14 protein-coding genes, 1 pseudogene and 1 CRISPR repeat array are annotated in these 16,620 nt (G+C 58.6%); of the genes and pseudogenes, 4 read left to right on the top strand and 11 right to left on the bottom strand.

What is annotated here, in order from left to right; genetic code table 11:
* Positions 1 to 26: 26 nt before the first annotated feature.
* Entirely contained in the window at positions 27 to 1,559 is a 1,533-nt protein-coding gene (locus tag SYN63AY4M2_RS08960; RefSeq protein WP_099887332.1) for a leucyl aminopeptidase, read from the bottom strand.
* A gap of 141 nt (positions 1,560 to 1,700) precedes the next feature.
* Between SYN63AY4M2_RS08960 and SYN63AY4M2_RS08955 the strand changes: the two genes are divergently transcribed.
* On the top strand, positions 1,701 to 2,474 hold the full coding sequence (locus tag SYN63AY4M2_RS08955; protein ID WP_099887331.1) for a hypothetical protein: 774 nt from the start codon (positions 1,701 to 1,703) through the stop codon (positions 2,472 to 2,474).
* On the opposite strand, the gene SYN63AY4M2_RS08950 is transcribed toward SYN63AY4M2_RS08955, so the two are convergent.
* The 10 genes from SYN63AY4M2_RS08950 to cfa all read right to left on the bottom strand — a co-directional run bounded on the left by SYN63AY4M2_RS08950 (position 2,471) and on the right by cfa (position 12,443).
* The gene (locus SYN63AY4M2_RS08950) at positions 2,471 to 3,307 is read right to left on the bottom strand and encodes a metal ABC transporter permease (protein ID WP_099887330.1); all 837 of its coding nucleotides are present in this window, start codon (positions 3,305 to 3,307) and stop codon (positions 2,471 to 2,473) included. The genes SYN63AY4M2_RS08955 and SYN63AY4M2_RS08950 overlap by 4 nt on opposite strands.
* 9 nt (positions 3,308 to 3,316) lie before the next feature.
* On the bottom strand, positions 3,317 to 4,093 hold the full coding sequence (locus SYN63AY4M2_RS08945; protein WP_206337010.1) for a metal ABC transporter ATP-binding protein: 777 nt from the start codon (positions 4,091 to 4,093) through the stop codon (positions 3,317 to 3,319).
* Entirely contained in the window at positions 4,090 to 5,190 is a 1,101-nt protein-coding gene (locus SYN63AY4M2_RS08940; RefSeq protein ID WP_240530520.1) for a zinc ABC transporter substrate-binding protein, read from the bottom strand. Before SYN63AY4M2_RS08940 ends, SYN63AY4M2_RS08945 begins: the two co-directional genes overlap by 4 nt.
* A 52-nt stretch (positions 5,191 to 5,242) precedes the next feature.
* Positions 5,243 to 5,686 carry a SufE family protein gene (locus SYN63AY4M2_RS08935; RefSeq protein ID WP_099812791.1) on the bottom strand — a complete coding sequence of 148 codons (444 nt, stop codon included), beginning with the start codon at positions 5,684 to 5,686 and terminating at the stop codon, positions 5,243 to 5,245.
* 238 nt (positions 5,687 to 5,924) lie between these two features.
* On the bottom strand, positions 5,925 to 6,713 hold the full coding sequence (locus tag SYN63AY4M2_RS08930) for a GntR family transcriptional regulator (RefSeq protein WP_276307448.1): 789 nt from the start codon (positions 6,711 to 6,713) through the stop codon (positions 5,925 to 5,927).
* A 403-nt stretch (positions 6,714 to 7,116) separates the two neighbouring features.
* Positions 7,117 to 8,211, bottom strand: a complete 1,095-nt coding sequence (locus SYN63AY4M2_RS08920; RefSeq protein ID WP_099812788.1) for an ABC transporter ATP-binding protein — start codon at positions 8,209 to 8,211, stop codon at positions 7,117 to 7,119.
* Positions 8,208 to 9,017 (bottom strand): ABC transporter permease subunit, encoded by an 810-nt coding sequence (locus SYN63AY4M2_RS08915; RefSeq protein ID WP_099812787.1) that lies wholly within the window; start codon positions 9,015 to 9,017, stop codon positions 8,208 to 8,210. The genes SYN63AY4M2_RS08920 and SYN63AY4M2_RS08915 overlap by 4 nt, the downstream gene beginning before the upstream one ends.
* The gene (locus tag SYN63AY4M2_RS08910) at positions 9,014 to 9,904 is read right to left on the bottom strand and encodes an ABC transporter permease subunit (protein ID WP_168175105.1); all 891 of its coding nucleotides are present in this window, start codon (positions 9,902 to 9,904) and stop codon (positions 9,014 to 9,016) included. Before SYN63AY4M2_RS08910 ends, SYN63AY4M2_RS08915 begins: the two co-directional genes overlap by 4 nt.
* A 2-nt stretch (positions 9,905 to 9,906) precedes the next feature.
* Positions 9,907 to 10,962, bottom strand: coding sequence for an extracellular solute-binding protein (locus tag SYN63AY4M2_RS08905; protein WP_099812785.1), 1,056 nt, complete (start codon positions 10,960 to 10,962; stop codon positions 9,907 to 9,909).
* A 305-nt stretch (positions 10,963 to 11,267) separates the two neighbouring features.
* Positions 11,268 to 12,443, bottom strand: a complete 1,176-nt coding sequence (gene cfa, locus SYN63AY4M2_RS08900) for a cyclopropane fatty acyl phospholipid synthase (RefSeq protein ID WP_240527806.1) — start codon at positions 12,441 to 12,443, stop codon at positions 11,268 to 11,270.
* Positions 12,444 to 13,551: 1,108 nt separating this feature from the next.
* On the opposite strand from cfa, the pseudogene SYN63AY4M2_RS08885 reads away from it, so the two are divergent.
* The 3 genes and pseudogenes from SYN63AY4M2_RS08885 to SYN63AY4M2_RS08870 form a co-directional block, all read left to right on the top strand.
* A pseudogene (locus SYN63AY4M2_RS08885) lies at positions 13,552 to 13,683 on the top strand (IS200/IS605 family transposase); the annotation flags it as partial.
* A gap of 641 nt (positions 13,684 to 14,324) precedes the next feature.
* The gene (locus SYN63AY4M2_RS08875; protein WP_099835756.1) at positions 14,325 to 14,747 is read left to right on the top strand and encodes an archease; all 423 of its coding nucleotides are present in this window, start codon (positions 14,325 to 14,327) and stop codon (positions 14,745 to 14,747) included.
* 75 nt (positions 14,748 to 14,822) lie between these two features.
* On the top strand, positions 14,823 to 16,190 hold the full coding sequence (locus SYN63AY4M2_RS08870; RefSeq protein ID WP_276307419.1) for an RtcB family protein: 1,368 nt from the start codon (positions 14,823 to 14,825) through the stop codon (positions 16,188 to 16,190).
* Positions 16,191 to 16,196: 6 nt separating this feature from the next.
* A CRISPR array of direct repeats spans positions 16,197 to 16,613; the repeat unit is 36 nt; unit sequence GTTTCCAATTTCTAGGGATCCCCCCGAAGGGGGAAC.
* Positions 16,614 to 16,620: the final 7 nt, after the last annotated feature.

The raw sequence follows: 16,620 nt of genomic DNA, 5'->3' as shown, positions 1-16,620 counted from the left end.
CCAGCAGACAACAGCAGGCAGCGAGGCTAAGAGGAGGCGGCTGCCATCTCCCGTGCCAAGACCCATTCCACGAGGGTGCGCACGCCGTAGCCAGTGGCGCCTTTGTTGGTGTAGCCCGAGTCTTTTTCAGCCCAGACGGGGCCAGCTATGTCTAGGTGGGCCCAGGGGGTTTTCTCCACAAACTGCTTAAGGAAGAGGGCGGCAGTGATGGAGCCGCCGGAGCGGGGGCCGGTGTTCTTCATGTCGGCCACGCTGGAGTTGAGGCCCTCAAAGTAGCTCTCTTCCAAGGGCAGGCGCCAGATCTTTTCGCCGGAGAGGTTGGCCGCCTGCTGCAGCTCTTGAGCCAGGACCTCATTGGGGGTAAAGAGGCCGGCAATTTCTTCTCCCAGCGCAATAACACAGGCACCGGTCAGGGTTGCTAGGTCAACAATGGCGTCCACCCCCAGCTTTTCAGCAAACACCAAGGCATCGGCCAGGGTGAGGCGGCCCTCGGCATCGGTGTTGTTGACCTCGATGGTCTTGCCGTTGGAAGCGGTGAGGATGTCACCGGGGTGGAGGGCCCGGCCGCTGATCATGTTTTCGGTGGCAGCGACGATAAAGTGCACCTCTACCTGCGGCTTGAGGGCGGCCAGGGCTCGCGCAGCTCCCAAGACGGCTGCCGCCCCGCCCATGTCAGTTTTCATCATGGCAATGCTGCGGGAGTCGGTTTTGATGTTGAGGCCGCCGGAGTCGAAGGTGAGGCCCTTGCCCACCAAGGCCAACTTGGCAACAGGCTCCCCTTCCTTGGGCTTGTAGGTGAGGTGGATGAACTGAGGCGGCAGATCCGAGGCTTGGGCCACGCCGAGGAAGGCCCCCATCCCCAGGGCTTGGCACTCTTCCCGCCCCAGGATCTCCACCTCTAGGCCGTAGTCTTGGGCCAGTTGCCGGGCAGTTTCGGCCAGGGCAGGAGGCGTGACGACGTTGGCCGGGGCGGCCACCAGCTCGCGGGCCAGGATTGTCCCGGCGGCCATCTCGGTGGCCCGTTGCAGGGCATTCTCATAGTCCTGGCGGGCCTGGGCCAGCCCCGGCACCAAGAGCGTGACTTCTTCAACGGCAAAGCCGCGCTCTTCCTCGGGCTTAGGGGGAGATTTGAAGCGGTTGTCCTGGTGGGCCACCAGGAGGCTGGCTTCGGCCACCGCCTGCACCGCCCGCACCTGATCCAGCCCAGTGTCTGGCAAGGACAGCACCACCTGCTTGGCCTTGAGGCTGTGGGCCTGGCGCAGGCCGTTGGCAGTAGCCCGTCGCAGCGCTTCCAGAGTCAGCGCGGCGGGATCCCCCAGCCCCACCAGCACCAGCTTGCGGATAGGCCCCGGCAGGCGCAGGGCGAGGCTGCTGTTGGGCTTGCCCTGGAACTTCTGTTCTTGAGCTGCTTCCGCCACCAACCCCGACCACACTTTCTCGTCCAAGGAAGCAATTTCGGCAGGCAGCGAGAAGGTGGCGTTTTCGCCGCTGGGGGCAAAGCAGTAGACCAGGGCACATTCTGCCTGCGTTAGAGGGGGCTCGCCAAGACGAAGCTGCATGGGAAACCTTTGGCCAAGCTAGGGACAGCAGACTCTCAGTGTAGCCAATTTGCCGCTTCTAGGACAGGGGATCCCTCGCCTGCCCTCGACGTTGGCTTCCCCAGCCAATAGCCTTTAATCAGGAAGGGAGAAAACCAAGGTATGGCCTGGCGGCGGCGTCACGTCCTTCAGCTTGGGGTTATTGCCTGCGCAATGCTCCTGGCTCTGGCGGTAGGAGGGGTGGGATCCCTGGCCCAGGCGCAGAGGTCGCTGGAAGAGCTGCCGCAGCCGGTTCGCCTCAAGTTGCCCCCCGGCCTAGCCCGCTACACCTACGACAAATCGGCGGGAGACTACTTCGAAGAAATCGAGCCGCTGCTGCCGGGCGGAGCTTATGCCCAGTGGGCCTTCTATCCCGTCCCCGTCTACATCCAGGGGGATCACCCCCAGTGGAAAACCTTTGTGGAGCAGGCGGTGAAGGAGTGGTCTGCTTATATCCCGATGCGGGTGGTGGCCAAAGAGGAAGAGGCCCTCTACGGGATGAGCATTTATCGCGTTCCTGGCATTGGCGACGGGATAGCGGGGGCAGCGCGCCCAGAGTTTTTCTTTGCCGCCGATGGCTCGCTGCAGCAGCGGGTGCGCATTGTCATCGCCGAAGGCCAGGGGCTGGCAGAAGTTACGGCAGTGGCTCGGCACGAGATTGGCCATGGGCTGGGGCTGTGGGGCCATAGTCCCAACCCGCGGGATCTGATGTACGGCGGCCACCACGCCGAGGCTACTGGCAATCGCCGCCTGCTGCGGGTGCCCACCATTACCAAGCGGGATCTCAACACCCTCAAGCGGGTCTACGAGCAGCCCACCCTGATGGGCCAGGTCTTTCCAGAGAGCTACCGCCGCCTGTTTGGCCAGGTTCGTGAGGAGATCCCCGCACCTGGCTAAAGCCGCAGCAGTTGCGACGCCCCCTTGGCCGCCATAGCCAGGAGAAAAAACAGCAACTGGGTGGCCACGATGCTGGGGCCGGAGGGCAGGTTGAAGGCGGCCGAGAGGAGGATCCCCAGCACCGCGCTCAAGCCCCCGAAACCCATGGCCAGCAACACATAGGTTGTAAAGCGGGATCCCAAAAGCCGCGCCGTCGAAGCGGGGATGACCACAAAGGCGCTTACCAGCAGCACCCCCACCGAGCGGATCGACAGGGCCACCACCAGGGCCAGCAACACCACAAAGGCCAGCCGCTGCCAGCCCACTTCCACCCCCCGCGCCCGCGCCAACGACTCATCCAGGGTCAGCAACATCTGGGCAGTCAAAGTCAGCCCAATGTACCCCAGGGCCAGCAGCAGGAGCAGGCCGCTCATCCAGAGGGCCGGCGGGCTGATGCCCAGGATGTCCCCGAGGAGCAGTTGGTTGAGGTTGCCGCGGTAGCCGGGGATCAGGCTGAGGCCGATGATGGCCAGGGCCAGGGAGGAAGAGTAGATGATGTTCAGCACCGTATCCGGCGAAAGCTGGGTGCGTTCCAGGATAAAGGCCACGCCCAGGGCAAACACCACCCCAAACACCATCAGCACCGCCGTAGGATTCAGCCCCAGGGCTACTCCCACGACAATACCCAAGAGCGCCGAATGCCCCAGGGCATCGCTAAAAAACGCCAACTGCCGAAAGATGACAAAACTGCCCAGCAGTCCCCCCGTCACCCCTGTGAGGATCCCGCCCAGCAGGGCCCGCTGCATGAAGGGCAACTGCAGCAATTCCACCACCCGCGCCCAGGTCTCCGGCATTTTTTCTCCTCAGTGATGGTGGATGTAGCGGGCAAACTCCGGCCCATAGACCTGACTCAACACCTCGGGCAACAGCGTCACGCTGGGGGATCCCTGGCAGATCAGGGAGCGGTTGAGGCACAACACGCGGTCGCAGTGGCGAGAGACCATCTCCAGGTCGTGGGAGACCTGCAAAATGGCCCAGCCCAGGGATCGGCGCAGCTCTTCCAACAGCCGATAGAACTCCCCTTCACTGGGGCTATCCAGGCCAGCGGGGGCCTCGTCCAGCACTAGGAGCCGCCGCGGCCAAACTAGACAATAGGCCAGCAACACCCGTTTCAGCTCGCCGCCGCTTAGTTGACCCAGGAGTTTAGAGGCCAGGTGTAGAGCCTCGGCCCGTTGCAGGGCTTTCTGGACGGCTTCCTGCCGAGCAGCTTGCTGCTGCCAGGGCCAGCGGGGTCTGAGGGATCCCCAGCCCAGGGCGACAAACTCGGCCACGGTCAGGGGAATGGCGGGGTTGAACTGCAACCGCTGGGGCACGTAGGCAATCTGCTGCCGCACTTTCTGGGGCAAGTACCCCGACAGGCGCAGCGGCTCTCCCAGAATGCCAATCGAGCCACACTGCCGCGGCAGGATGCCCAGGATGGCCTGCACCAACGTGCTCTTGCCGGCACCATTGGGGCCGACAATGGCGGTATGGGATCCCGCCTCCAGCGCAAACGACACATTCTGCACAGCCAGCTGGGATCCCCGATAGACCGTCAGCCCCTCCACCCAAAGGACAACTTCGCCCAAGTGGGAGGTCATCGCCCCCTCGCCAGCAGGTGTTCGAGGGCAGCTTGGCCCACCACGGGCAACTGCAGGGGAACCCAGGCCTTTTCCTTCTCAAAGGCGGAGACCAGGTTCTCCACGTTTTGCCGCATGATGGCTAGGTAGTATTCCGGCTCGATCCCCTCCGGGCCGGCGGTTTCGATGGGATCGAACACGCGAACCTGTACCCCCAGATCTCTGGCCAAAACCTCAAAGGGGTTGTCACTCCCCACCTGAGGTTCCACTAGGATCGTCTTCAGGCCCGATTGCCGTACCGTATCCATCACCCGCCGCACATCCTCAGGGGAGGGGCTGGCTTCCGGGATCTCCACCAAGAACTCCGCTTTGAGGTTGTAGCGCTCAGCAAAATAGGGGGCAAAGTCGTGGAAGACCACAAACTTTCTGCCGGCAAAGGGCGCCAATTTCTGCTCGATTTCTTTATCCAAAGCTTCCAGTTGCTCGATAAAGGCGGCAGCATTGGCGCGGTAAATCTCTGCCCCTTCTGGATCCACAGCAATCAGGCCGTCGCGGATGTTTTCCACCTGCTGAATGGCCCGCCTGGGATCTAGCCAGATGTGGGGGTTCAACTTGCCGTGGCTGTGCCCATGAGAGTGTCCATGACCGTGAGAATGCCCATGCCCATGGCTGTGCCCATGAGAGTGCCCATGACCGTGAGAATGCCCATGCCCATGGCTGTGGGAGTGCCCATGTTCTGGCTCCTCAGTCCGCAAGGTCGGGATCCCTTGGCTGCTATCAATGATGCGCAGCTTCGGATTCCCAGCATTGGCAATCAATCCCTCCAGGAAGGTCTCCATTCCCAACCCATTGATCACCAGCACATCCGCCTGGGCCAGCAGACGCGCCTCTTCCGGTCGAGCCTGAAAGTCGTGGGGTCCCATCTGGGGCGGAATGAGAGGCGTCACCTCGGCCCGCTCCCCGGCCACCGCGCGGGTAAATTGCGTTATCGGCAGGATCGTGGTCACCACCTTCGGGGGGGTGGATCCCTGCTGCGCCTGGGACTGTTCTTGGCGCATCTGCAAGCCGCCCAGGATCCCGACCGAGAGGGCGGCCACCAGCGAGACCAGTGACCGCACAGGTCGAGCCGAACGCAGAGAGTTAGCTTTATCAGCCATGAGCCTTAGTACCTCACAAGACGACAGAGACAGCAGAGCCGGAAGCGCCTGACTTCTGAAAAGCCAAGGCCCGCTGCTGCAGCAGCGAAAACATGCTCACCAGGCCATTGCTGCGGGAAGGGCTAAGGCTAAAGTTGAGGCCCATCTCCCGCACAAACTCTAGGGAAACCTCCAGGATCTCCTCTGGGCGCAGACCGCTCAACCCCTCCGCCAAAACAGCCACCAAGCCCTTGACCAACTGGGCATCGGCATCCCCTTGGATGTAGACCTTGCCGTCTTTTAGCTCGGTGGCCAGCCACACCCGCGAGGCACAACCCCGCACCAGATTCTCCTCTGTTCGCTGCGACTCGGGGAAAGGGGGCAGCCGTTTGGCATAAGCCAACAGAAGCTCGTACTTCTGCTTAGAAGTTTTGGCTTTTTGGAAGCGCTCAATAATTTGCCGCAGAGCTTTGGGCATCCGCCAGCTCGTCTGATGAGAATGATAATCAGATCCATAATAACACCCTTCCCAGGGGAGTCAGTTGCTCAGCCGGGATCCGGAAGATTCCAAGCATGCGGCAGGGGATCCCTACTGGGCTGAGAGGGATGGCTGCTGCAGAAGGATTGGATCACTGGACGTTGTGGAAGTGGATCCCGTGCTGGATCGGCGCAATTGGCTTTTGCGCTGACAGCTCCGCCGTCGGCCAAGCCATTCTCTAGTCACCGGCTGCTTTATCCAGCGGTCTCTGCAGCGCTTGACTGGCGCGCACGACTGGGCCGGCGTTGGCCAGCGTCCAGCGCAGTGCCTCTTGGTTGATCCGCTCGGCAGCAGCTCCGTCGTGGATGGCAATTGCTTCTAGCAGCTTGCGATGAAAGTCAAGCGACTCCTGCATCTTGCCTTCAACGTTATAGGCCAGCCTTAGATACCGCTCGGCGTGCTCGCGCAGATTCCTGATCCGCTGGATCAGCTGTTCCCGACCCGTGATGGCGTAACACCTGAGACGAAAGTGCCACTCCTCGCGCAGATAGGTCCATAGATCCGTGCCATCGGCCAGCGTTGTAATGGCAGCTAAGAGTTTTCGCAATTCGGCCACGTCCGACGGAGTAGCTTGCTCGGCAGCCAGTCGTGCAGCCAACCCTTCCAGCCCAATGCGCATCGCATAGAGTTCTTCAAATTCCTCCCAACTGAGCGGCACCACCCGCACCCCATAGTTGGTAACAAACTCAACCAGGTGTTCCTGGCTCAGCATGCGCAGGGCCTCGCGAATAGGTGTGCGGCTGACGCCGAAAAGAGAGGCCAACTGCTCTTGGCGCAGCCACTCGCCCGGTTGCAGCTTGCTGTTCAGGATCATCTCCCGTAGCTTTGTGTACACCAATTGCTGCGGCGTTTGGCCAGACTTAGCAGGTCGGAGTTTGAGCTTTCCTTGCGCGAGCAGGTCGGCTGATTTTGCCCAGCGTCTGCCAGGTCGAGATTTGGCTGGGGTGCCGTCGTTCGCTGTAGCCATCCGTGCTCCTGCTGGTTTGCCCATAGTAAGTGCGTGGGCTTGCTGCTACGAAGTGCTTGAGCAGCAAGAGATAGCTAGCCTTCTGAGAACCTGTAGGTCAGCGTCTGTTGAAGTCGTGATTGTATAGGTACCCTTTGCCCCCGACAAGACACTGACAAGGTAGGAGATCAAGGTAGGAGAGGCTGCAAAGTTACTCACCGTCCGGCAGGGCTCCCTTGGCAGTATCAACCTGCTTCAACTCTGGAAAGCATACGGCAAAAGGAGGCGCGAGTTGAAGTTGGAGAACTGCCTTCACGGCCAAGCCGACAACAGCAGATAGCTGATTATCCCAGGTGTTCAGGGTAAACCAATCCTTCGGTGTCTTCGCAGGCCAGCTCGATAACTCAGTTGTCTCTGGCAAAAGTTATCCGCTTTGACTGGGATCCCTAGCTTGGTTGCAGTAGGGACACTGGCCAACGGTAGAAAGGATGTGGCCCGGCTTGGCGCGAACAGGATATCTCTGCCCTGGGATAACCGGTCGGTTGTGCAGAAGCGTGACTCTACCTGCGCCTATCAGTTCTCCAGTGATCCTAAAGGCATCGCCTGCAAACTCAACGGTCATGGGGATGAACTGCCCTGCTTCCGTCGATGGGCTAACCTCGGGCAGAAGCTCCAGATCGCCGCTGCGAACTGCCACTTGTACCACTTGGTCGTCACAATGCAAAGGAACGTCGGCTTCTAGTCCGGGTGCGAGACGCACGCGGCCTGGGCCGATGCGCCGAGCTGTAAGCACAGTTGCGCCGCCAAAGAACTGGGCAACAAACGAGTTGGCTGGTGACTGCCAGATCTGCTGCGGTGTCCCGAATTGTTCTACTTGACCAGCCTGCAGCACAGCTACTCGGTCGGCAATGGCCAGGGCTTCCTCCTGATCGTGGGTGACGAAGAGGGTTGTCACGCCACTGGCGCGCAGCAGAACTTGCAAGTCAGCCCGGATAGCTGCCCGCAGTTGGGGATCCAGGGCAGCCAGAGGCTCGTCCAGCAATAGCACGCGCGGCGACACAGCTAGGGCCCGGGCAATAGCCACGCGCTGGCGCTGACCTCCAGAGAGTTGGGTAACTGGTCGGTCGGCCAGCTCAGCGATGCGGCAAAGTTCCAGCATCTCGCTGATGCGCCGGCTCATTGCTTCTTTTGCCACCCGGCGCATGCGCAGTCCGAAAGCCACGTTATCCCGAACATTTAGATGCTCAAACAGGGCATAACTCTGGGGAACCCAACCCACAAGTCGCTTCTCCGGTGCTAACGTACTTGTGTTGATCCCATCGAGCAAAAGACGGCCCTGGGTAGGGATCAGCAAACCGGCTACCAAGCGCAGCAGAGTGCTCTTGCCACAGCCACTGGGGCCGACCAACACCACGATCTCCCCAGGTTGCACCTCCAGGCAAATGTCCTGAACCACCCAACGTCCAGGGGTGTAGGCATAGAAGATGTGATCGAATACCACAGAGGCTGGGCTGGTCATGCTTGTCCTATCTTGCTACCGCCTAGCCACTCAATGGCGATGGCAGCAGGCACGACGAAGAAGAGAAAAATGGCTGTAATCGCCGCCGCCACTTCCACCCGGTTGGTGATGTATGCCGAGTACAACTCGATGGGCAGCGTTTTGTTCAGAGGGGTGAACAAGAAGAACGAGACATTGAACTCCCCCATGGACAGCGTGAACACCAAAATCAAAGCAGCCAGCAACGCGCTGCGGATCGAGGGGAGCGTCACATACCACAGCCGCTGCATGGCCGATGCGCCCAGGGTGCAGGCCACAGCTTCGCGCTCGATCAATGCCGCTTGGGCCAGCGCCGGCACCAAGGTTGCCACCAGAAACGGTAGGGTGTAGATCACTTGACCGAGCAGAAGCAGTAGCCCGCTGGCTCGAGCTGCTGGGTAAGCCAAGATTAAAGCCAAGGCAATGGCAATGCCGGGGATGGCCAGCGGCAGATTGATCAAGGCCATCAGCGCCTGCCGGCCAATGAAGTTATGCCGCGCAATAAGCCATGCGGCGGGTAAACCAACAGCCAGGTCAATTGCTAGCACCGTGCAGGCTAGGCGCAGGCTAAAGAGGGCGTAGGGTCGCACAGTTTCCCATCCCTGCCACAGCCAGTTGGTGGTGACCCCGCCAGCCCAAAAACCAAGCGGCCAGTTAACAGTGGTCGCCACAACAATCAGCAAGGGCACTGGTGCCAGGCACAGGATCACTGCAGCCAAGGTGAACCCCTGCCCAATCGCTGTGACGGGATCCGCTGCGTGCTGGCGCTTGCAAGCTAGTGGCTTCACTTCACCAGCTCCCTCTGCAACATATCTGGCGGGCGATGAGGCTGTAGGCCACGTTCAGCAACCTGACCCAGACCCAGTAGAATGGCCGTAGTCAGCAGAGTGAGAGCAATGCTCAGGCTGGCCGCGCGTTCTGGTTGAAAGCTTTCTGTGAATGACGAAGCGATCTCAAGGGGTAGCACGCGAAAGCCACGGCTTAGGGTGGCTGCCGTGCCAAAAGCCCCGAGGGCTGTTGCCAGACTGACGCTGGCAGCGCTGAGCAAAGCCGGGAGAAGCGTTGGTATCAGCACGTTGAGGTAAACCTGCAAAGGGGTGGCACCTAGCGTGCGGCTGACGTCGATCACGTCCTGCGATAGCGCTGAGACTGCACCACGCAACACCAACACAACACGGGGGATTTGAAAATACAAGTAGCCCAGCAACATCCCCCCAAAGGTATAGGCAAGGCTTAGCTGGCGTTCACCTGTCAGCAGCAGAAAAAGCTGCGGCACAACGCCGGTCGTTCCGAAGAACAAGATGACGAAGAAACCTATGACAATTCCAGGCAGGCTAAGCGGTACGGTCAAGGCTATTGCCAACGCATTTCGGTAAGGGCCGTTGGATCGCTCGATGTAAATGGCCACCGGAAAACACAAGATCAGCGCCAGCAGCGTAGAGGCGACAGCAATCAACACGCTGTTGAGCAAAGCGCGGCGATAAGCCAGTGAAGTGACAACTGCCGCGTAGTTCTGCAGCGTTAGGCGACCGCTGCTCCCGTCCAGCAGACTCTGGCGAAGCAACACAACTAGAGGTACCAGCAGCCCCAGGGCGAACAGTAGAACAACGGGTGCCGCGAGCAATACTTGTCTTGTTGCCCGCGACCCCCCGAGAGAGCAAAAGTTTGTGCTCAAGATCACCGGATTACCTCGGCCTTCCAACGCTCATTGAATCGCTCTTGCACAGCGCGCATTTGCCCGTAGTCCGGCACAGCTACTTTTTCGTAGGCGCTGGCCGGGAGCATCTTGGCAGCAATTCCGGGATCCACAGTTACTTGCCGCACGGGCCGCAGATAGCTCTTGGCAAACAACACCTGACCCTCGTTCGACAGCGTGAAGTCTATCAACCTCTTGCCACCCTCAGAATTGGGTGCGCCCTTGACCAAGCCAATCACATAGGGAATAGCGATTGAGCCCTCGCAGGGGATCACGACTTCAACCGGGGCATTCTCGTTGTTCTTGAGCTGATATCCGTTGAAGTCAGCATCGATCAGGATAGGAATCTCTCCCTGCTGAACCAGGGCAGTGGCTGTCTGGGCTGGGAGCTGCAAGTCGTTGGCCTTAAGCTGAGCCAAGTATCGAATGCCGGGATCCCAGTTCTCCAGCGTACCGCCTAGCGCCAGGTTAGCAGCTGTAGCTACCGAGTACCCAATTGCTGCTTGGGTGGGATCCAGAAAACCCACCTTGCCCTTGTATTCATTCTTGGTCAGGTCAGCCCAGCACTGAGGGACAGGCGCGTTGCCCAGTACCTTGGTGTTGACCAAGAAGGCTACTGCTCCTTGATGAATCGTCATCCAGCGGCCCTCGGGATCTTTCAGCCCCTCTGGGATCTCATCAAACCCAGCTGGCTTGTAGGGCTCCAGCAAACCTGCCTCAGCGGCCTGAATGCCGAAGACAATTCCGAAGTAGGCAGTATCCGCTTGTGGGGCAGCGGCTTCAGCTTTGAGGGCAGCCAGTGTCTGGCCCGAATTCTTGGGATCCGAGGGGGCTTGCAGGCCAGTTTTGGCAGTGAAGGACTTGAGCACCTCGCCCCAGTTCGCCCATTTCTCCGGACTGTTGTAGGCCACCACCAAGGCAGCACGCCCGCCAGCCGGAACCCCTGTTGCTGGAGGAGCCGAGGTTGCCACTGCCCATGCTGTCAACAAAGCGGCGACCGGGAGACTAATTAGGGGAAGCTCAGCCAGCTTTTTCATCTTGACACCCTCCTTGCGCCAATAAGTGTATGCGCTTATTAGCAGGCTACACGACTGAATTTAAGCTGACGTTAAGAGCTGGCTCCCTCTTGGGGTTTGCAGAGATCCTTGAGCTCGTGGATTGAAACAGGATTTGACAAGGGATCCCTACCGGGCCGGCGGTTTCTCTGTGGCGGCCTGTTCTGGACAGAGTTCGTTGTTCTTCGTGGGGGAAGCCTATTCTGCGTGACAGGGATCCGGCTCGATCTGTGAACCCCTTGTGCAGTTGGGAAAAGCCGTGTGGGTAGGGCTATTCCGACTTCTCGCTACCGCACCGAGCGATAGCCGTCCCTTACTCCCCTGGGCGAGAGGACCAGTTGCCAAAGCTGGCTGGCACGGGCCTTGAAGCTGCCGGCGCTCATCAGCAAATAAAGCCGCCACAGGCGGCGAAAGCGCTCGCCGTAGCGGCCGGCCAGTTGTGGCCATGCCCGCTCAAAATTGGCGTGCCAAGCTTTTAGGGTGGCCACGTAGTTGATCCCAAAGTTGTGCCAGTCTTCCAGTACAAACAGACCCTCAAAAGCCGCTGTTATCAGACGAGGCGAGGGCAGCATCGAGTTGGGGAAAATGTAGCGTTCAATCCACGGATCCCGACCCTGGTAGGCAACGTTGGCGCCGATGGTGTGGAGAAGAAACAAGCCATCGTCTTTGAGGAGGCGACGGGCTACCTGCATAAATGTTCGGTAGTTGCGGTAGCCCACATGCTCAAACATGCCCACAGAAAGGATCCGATCAAACTTTCCCTGCGTCTGGCGATAGTCTTCTAACCGAATCTCGACCGGCAGGCCGCGGCAGCGTTCGCTGGCCAGTTTGGCTTGCTCTTTGGAAACAGTAATCCCCACAACCTGCACCCCGTAGCGTTCGGCCAGGTACTGGGCTGTGCCGCCCCAGCCACAGCCGATGTCGAGCACCCGCATGCCGGGTTGGAGTTCCAGCTTGCGGGCAATGAGGTCAAGCTTAGCTTCTTGGGCTTCATCCAGAGTTTGCGCGCCCCCATCCCAATAGGCACAGCTGTAGATCATGCGGCGATCCAGCATGGCCTCATAGAGATCGTTGCCAATGTCATAGTGGCGCCGGCCAATGACAAATGCCCCCTTGCCCCGCTGGCGGTTGATGAGGCGACTGTCCAGCCCAAGTAGGGGCTGAATTAGCCAACCCACCTGCTGCGGTGCCTGGGCAGTTAGGAGACGACAAACTAACTCATCAATGGCCTCGCAATCCCACCAGCCCTCCATGTAGGCCTCGCCAAAGCCCAGGGATCCATAGAGCAGGCAGCGCAGGTAGAGCCGCTCGTCGTGGATTTGCAGATCCCAGGGCCGCGAGCCATTGACGGCTATATCGGCAGCACTCAAGAGCCTAAGCCCATATCGGCGGGCCAGCCGATGCCAGATGCTAAGGCTTTTTTCCACTTCCAGGAACCCCCTGCTGAGGGCTAATCGCAACATGTATTGTAAAATGCGGTCTCTCCAGTTTGTTACTCGGCAGCGGCTCAAGCCATTGCTTCTTCTCGGCTCCCCAGCTTCTGTTGTTAATGCCAACCACTGCAGCTCTGGAGGAAGTTGAAGAGATAGTGCTAGCAAGCCCAAAGGAGAAATCGATGCTCAAACTGAACCTGCCAACACTGCAAGTTGGTGGTGCTATTCAGTAGGGCGGCTTTCAGATTTTCCCGCTGTTTTCTCCAGAGGATACAGAGAGAGGCTGCCTATCGCCTTCCAGATCATGGAGCTCAGGAAGCAACGATTAGTGAAATCAATCAGAACGGCGTTGTGCCGTATCTAGTTGTGGAAAACTACAGCGGTTTTCTCTTGCTTTTGGTGGAAGGGCAGGAGCTAGTCGGGGCTAAACAGAACCGCATCTTGAACACCGCTGTTTTGAACAAGCCAAAAAGCAAGATCACGATTCTGGCTTCTTGTGTGGAAGCTTTCAGGCGCCACTTCCGCTCCCACCAAATGGAGGATGCCAATGCCTTGTTCCCAGCAGCTTGTGCTACGAGCTAAAAAGAGGAGTTTATCAGTCGCTCAAAAATAAAGCTGGTTACCGCTCAGACCAGGGAAGAGTGTGGCAAGCCGTTGCTGCTATCCAAAACTTTCTCAGGGTCAGCTCCCCCACCAACCCGTTCTCTGAAGTTTGACACTCCCACCGTCTAAAGGCGGGGGATTCTTACACGGTCGTCGCAAAGGCTTTGTCAAAGCGCCTCTAGACAGTTCCTGAAGGCAAAGCCCCAAGGTTCTGCTGACTTTCTTAAGCAGGTTGGCGGCAGCATTTGCCTCAGCGTTGACCAACCACCCCTTTGCCGTTTGGTACAGGCCCCGCTTGACACGCTTTCCAGCGGGTCTCCACCCGTCGGGTTTTTCACCATAACTAGGTAGCTCATCTCTATCTAGGAAGCTTGCCTGCGAGCTGTACGCCTCCTCTACCTCAATAAACTCCATGCCATAATGCCGACATAATTGCGCAATACGCTCCTTGAACCGACCTGTTGGGACGAAAACAAAGTTTTGGTTAAAACCGCATTCTTGTTTTTGTTCTTTGTTCCAACCTAAGTAAGCGATAGTGCGAGAGGAAAGTCAACGGTACAATCACTACAACCATGGTGTGGGGCTAGCGGTTGTTTATCTTATTTTTTGGCCAAAGAGAAGGAAAGAGGTCTTGGTAGGAGAAGTCAGGGACAGGTTGTTTGAGCTATGAAACTATATCAACGACCCCCATCATGGGTAAGCAACTAAAGTGGCTAGCGGGCTTTTCCGCCCCGCACTCAAGTGCGGGGCTACCAAGCTATCCTTTTGTGTGGTATGAGTCTTACGAGGATGAGATTGAGGAGTTTCGCAAAAACTTTTGGTAGTCGGCTTTGCGTTGGAGTCCATCCGCCACAAAGATTCTCCACAGGCTGAGGCTACTCCTCAGGATGTTCTCCACTACTGCCTGAACCAATGGCCTTGGGAGGCGGTACAAACGGTAGTGGAAGGCCGGGCATACCACGCCAAATCTCAAAGCGGTGACCAAGGTGCCGCTTTGTTCTATAACGATAAACTGGTCTACCCGTTAGTCGTCACACCAGCAGCTTCTCTCTTCTGGGAAGCTCCCCTAGACAAGGAGGGCCTGATGGCGAAACCATTGGGCCTTTTCACTCTTTCTTTATCTTGTGGGAGGATCCCCCCAGCCTAAGGAACTTTCGGCAGGATAAGAGACGAATACAATGGTAGTATCATGGCTGCTTTTATTCCCAATCTGCAGGGATCCCGCGGTAAGCTGCAGTGCCGCGCCTTAGCCTGGGCGGTATTTGTCTTTGGCCTGCACTGAGGACTGCACAAAACAAGGAGACGACCGTGGCGCGGGCAAGATGGGATCATTTCGAACACATGGCCGATGTCGGCGTCCGCGGCTATGGGGCGACCCCGGAGGAAGCTTTTGCCCAGGCAGCTTTGGCCCTGACTGCGGTGATCACCAGCGTGGATGAAGTAGCTCCCAGGGAGCGGCTAGAGATTGAGCTAGAAAATTCAGGCGATCTGGAACTGTTGTTGGTGGATTTCCTGAACGCAGTGATCTACGAGATGGCAGTCAGAGGAATGCTCTTTGGGAAAGTTGAAGTGCATCTTGCAAAAGACCATCTCAAGGCCAGCCTGTGGGGGGAAAGAGTTGACCGCGCCAAGCACCGACCGGCAGTAGAAGTTAAAGGGGCAACTTACACGCAACTCAAGGTAGCCCAAGAGGGTGAGCTTTGGGTGGCACAGTGTGTGGTGGATGTGTAAAGGAGGCAGTCTATGGATATCAAGAAACTTGAGCGTGTAGATGAGACTGTCTGGCGCATTCCTCCTAAAGGCAAAATGCGTGCCCCAGTCTTGATCTTTGCCGATGAGGAGTTAATCCGGGAGATGGACGACAAAGTGGCCGAGCAGGCCAGCAACGTGACCACCTTGCCAGGGATCGTGGGAGCCTGCTACGTGATGCCAGATGCCCACTGGGGCTATGGTTTTCCCATCGGTGGGGTGGCTGCTTTCGATGCGGAAGAAGGGGGGGTGATTTCCGCCGGCGGCGTGGGCTTTGACATCTCCTGCGGCGTGAGAACCTTGCGGACGGGGCTGACGCGCGAAGAAGTGGAGGAAGCGGCAGAACCCTTAGCCAATGCCTTGTATGCGAGCGTACCGGTAGGGCTTGGCAGCCGCAGCAAGATCTCCTTGAGCGACAAAGAGATGGAAGCCATGCTGGAAGGCGGAGCAGAATGGGCTGTGGCTCAAGGCTACGGCAAGAAAGAGGATCTGGAGCGCATCGAAGAACATGGCCGCATGCGGGGAGCAATGCCGAGCGAAGTCTCCGCCTATGCGCGTGAGCGCCAGCGGCGGGAGATGGGGACTCTAGGCTCAGGTAACCACTACCTCGAAGTCCAGGTTGTTGACGAGATCTACGATCCCAAGGCTGCCGAGAGCTTCGGCCTCAAGCAGGGGGAAGTGGTCATTACTATTCACTGCGGCTCCCGGGGCTTGGGTCACCAGATTGGCACGGAGTATTTGAAGAAGATGCAACAGGCGGCTAAAGAGCACGGCATAGAGCTGCCTGACCGCGAGCTGGCGTGTGCGCCCTTGAAGTCCAAAGTGGGGCAAAGCTACCTGGGAGCAATGCGGGCAGCTATCAACTGCGCCTTGGCCAACCGCCAGATCATCACCCACTGGGTGCGCCAGGTATTCGCCGAGCTTTTTCCCAAGGCTGAACTCGACCTTATCTACGACGTCTCCCACAACACCTGTAAGGAGGAGACGCACGTGATAGAGGGGAAAAAACGTCGCCTGTTCGTCCACCGCAAGGGGGCAACGCGCGCTTTTGGGCCTGGCCACCCAGAGATCCCTCAGGCTTTCCGCTCTATCGGTCAGCCGGTCATCATCGGCGGCTCCATGGGCACGGCCTCCTACATTCTGGTCGGCACGGAGCAAAGTGAGGCCCTTTCCCTCTCCTCGGCCTGCCACGGCGCCGGAAGGGCGATGAGTCGCAACCAAGCTCTCAAAGCCTGGACAGGGCAGGAGATCGTCGAACAACTGAGGCGGCGCGGCGTCATCGTCCGCAGCCCTTCTTTGCGGGGGGTAGCCGAAGAAGCGCCCCAGGCCTACAAAAACGTAGATAAAGTTGTGCGCGCTGCCGACCAAGCCAAGATCGCGAAACTCGTAGCGCGCCTAAGACCCATTCTGTGTATCAAGGGCTAGTTTTTTCTTTCTGACTTCTCAAGATCCCCCCGAAGGGAAAACACTGCTAAAACCTTTGCCGCTCTCGGAATGCCGGGAGCGGTTTCCAATTTCTAGGGATCCCTCTGAAGGGATAACTTCAGGGGATCCAGATCATCCCTGGAACACAGCAGGGGGAGTTTCCAAAGTTTCCAATTCCTAGGGATCCCCCCGAAGGGGGAACTCGGAAGGAGAAGCCTTGTCGGCAGGCTTCTCCTCGTTTCCAATTTCTAGGGATCCCCCCGAAGGGGGAACGTACTTGGCTAAGGGCAGAGGCTCTGCGGAAACGCAAGTTTCCAATTTCTAGGGATCCCCCCGAAGGGGGAACGAAATATTCCGTTGCAAGAAGAGCCGTGTCCCTACGTTAGTGTTTCCAATTTCTAGGGATCCCCCCGAAGGGGGAACTTAATCA

This window comes from Synechococcus sp. 63AY4M2 (genome assembly GCF_002760475.1).
Taxonomy (GTDB): Bacteria; Cyanobacteriota; Cyanobacteriia; order Thermostichales; family Thermostichaceae; genus Thermostichus.
This window is presented reverse-complemented; position numbering and strand designations above follow the sequence as displayed.

Excerpts from the sequence above, each read along its gene's own strand:
- SYN63AY4M2_RS08935 (WP_099812791.1), bottom strand. The coding sequence starts at position 5,686 with ATGCCCAAAGCTCTGCGGCAAATTATTGAGCGCTTCCAAAAAGCCAAA.
- SYN63AY4M2_RS08955 (WP_099887331.1), top strand. The coding sequence starts at position 1,701 with ATGGCCTGGCGGCGGCGTCACGTCCTTCAGCTTGGGGTTATTGCCTGC.
- SYN63AY4M2_RS08950 (WP_099887330.1), bottom strand. The coding sequence starts at position 3,307 with ATGCCGGAGACCTGGGCGCGGGTGGTGGAATTGCTGCAGTTGCCCTTC.
- SYN63AY4M2_RS08870 (WP_276307419.1), top strand. The coding sequence starts at position 14,823 with ATGCGTGCCCCAGTCTTGATCTTTGCCGATGAGGAGTTAATCCGGGAG.
- SYN63AY4M2_RS08930 (WP_276307448.1), bottom strand. The coding sequence starts at position 6,713 with ATGGCTACAGCGAACGACGGCACCCCAGCCAAATCTCGACCTGGCAGA.
- SYN63AY4M2_RS08905 (WP_099812785.1), bottom strand. The coding sequence starts at position 10,962 with ATGAAAAAGCTGGCTGAGCTTCCCCTAATTAGTCTCCCGGTCGCCGCT.
- SYN63AY4M2_RS08945 (WP_206337010.1), bottom strand. The coding sequence starts at position 4,093 with ATGACCTCCCACTTGGGCGAAGTTGTCCTTTGGGTGGAGGGGCTGACG.
- SYN63AY4M2_RS08960 (WP_099887332.1), bottom strand. The coding sequence starts at position 1,559 with ATGCAGCTTCGTCTTGGCGAGCCCCCTCTAACGCAGGCAGAATGTGCC.
- cfa (WP_240527806.1), bottom strand. The coding sequence starts at position 12,443 with ATGTTGCGATTAGCCCTCAGCAGGGGGTTCCTGGAAGTGGAAAAAAGC.
- SYN63AY4M2_RS08920 (WP_099812788.1), bottom strand. The coding sequence starts at position 8,211 with ATGACCAGCCCAGCCTCTGTGGTATTCGATCACATCTTCTATGCCTAC.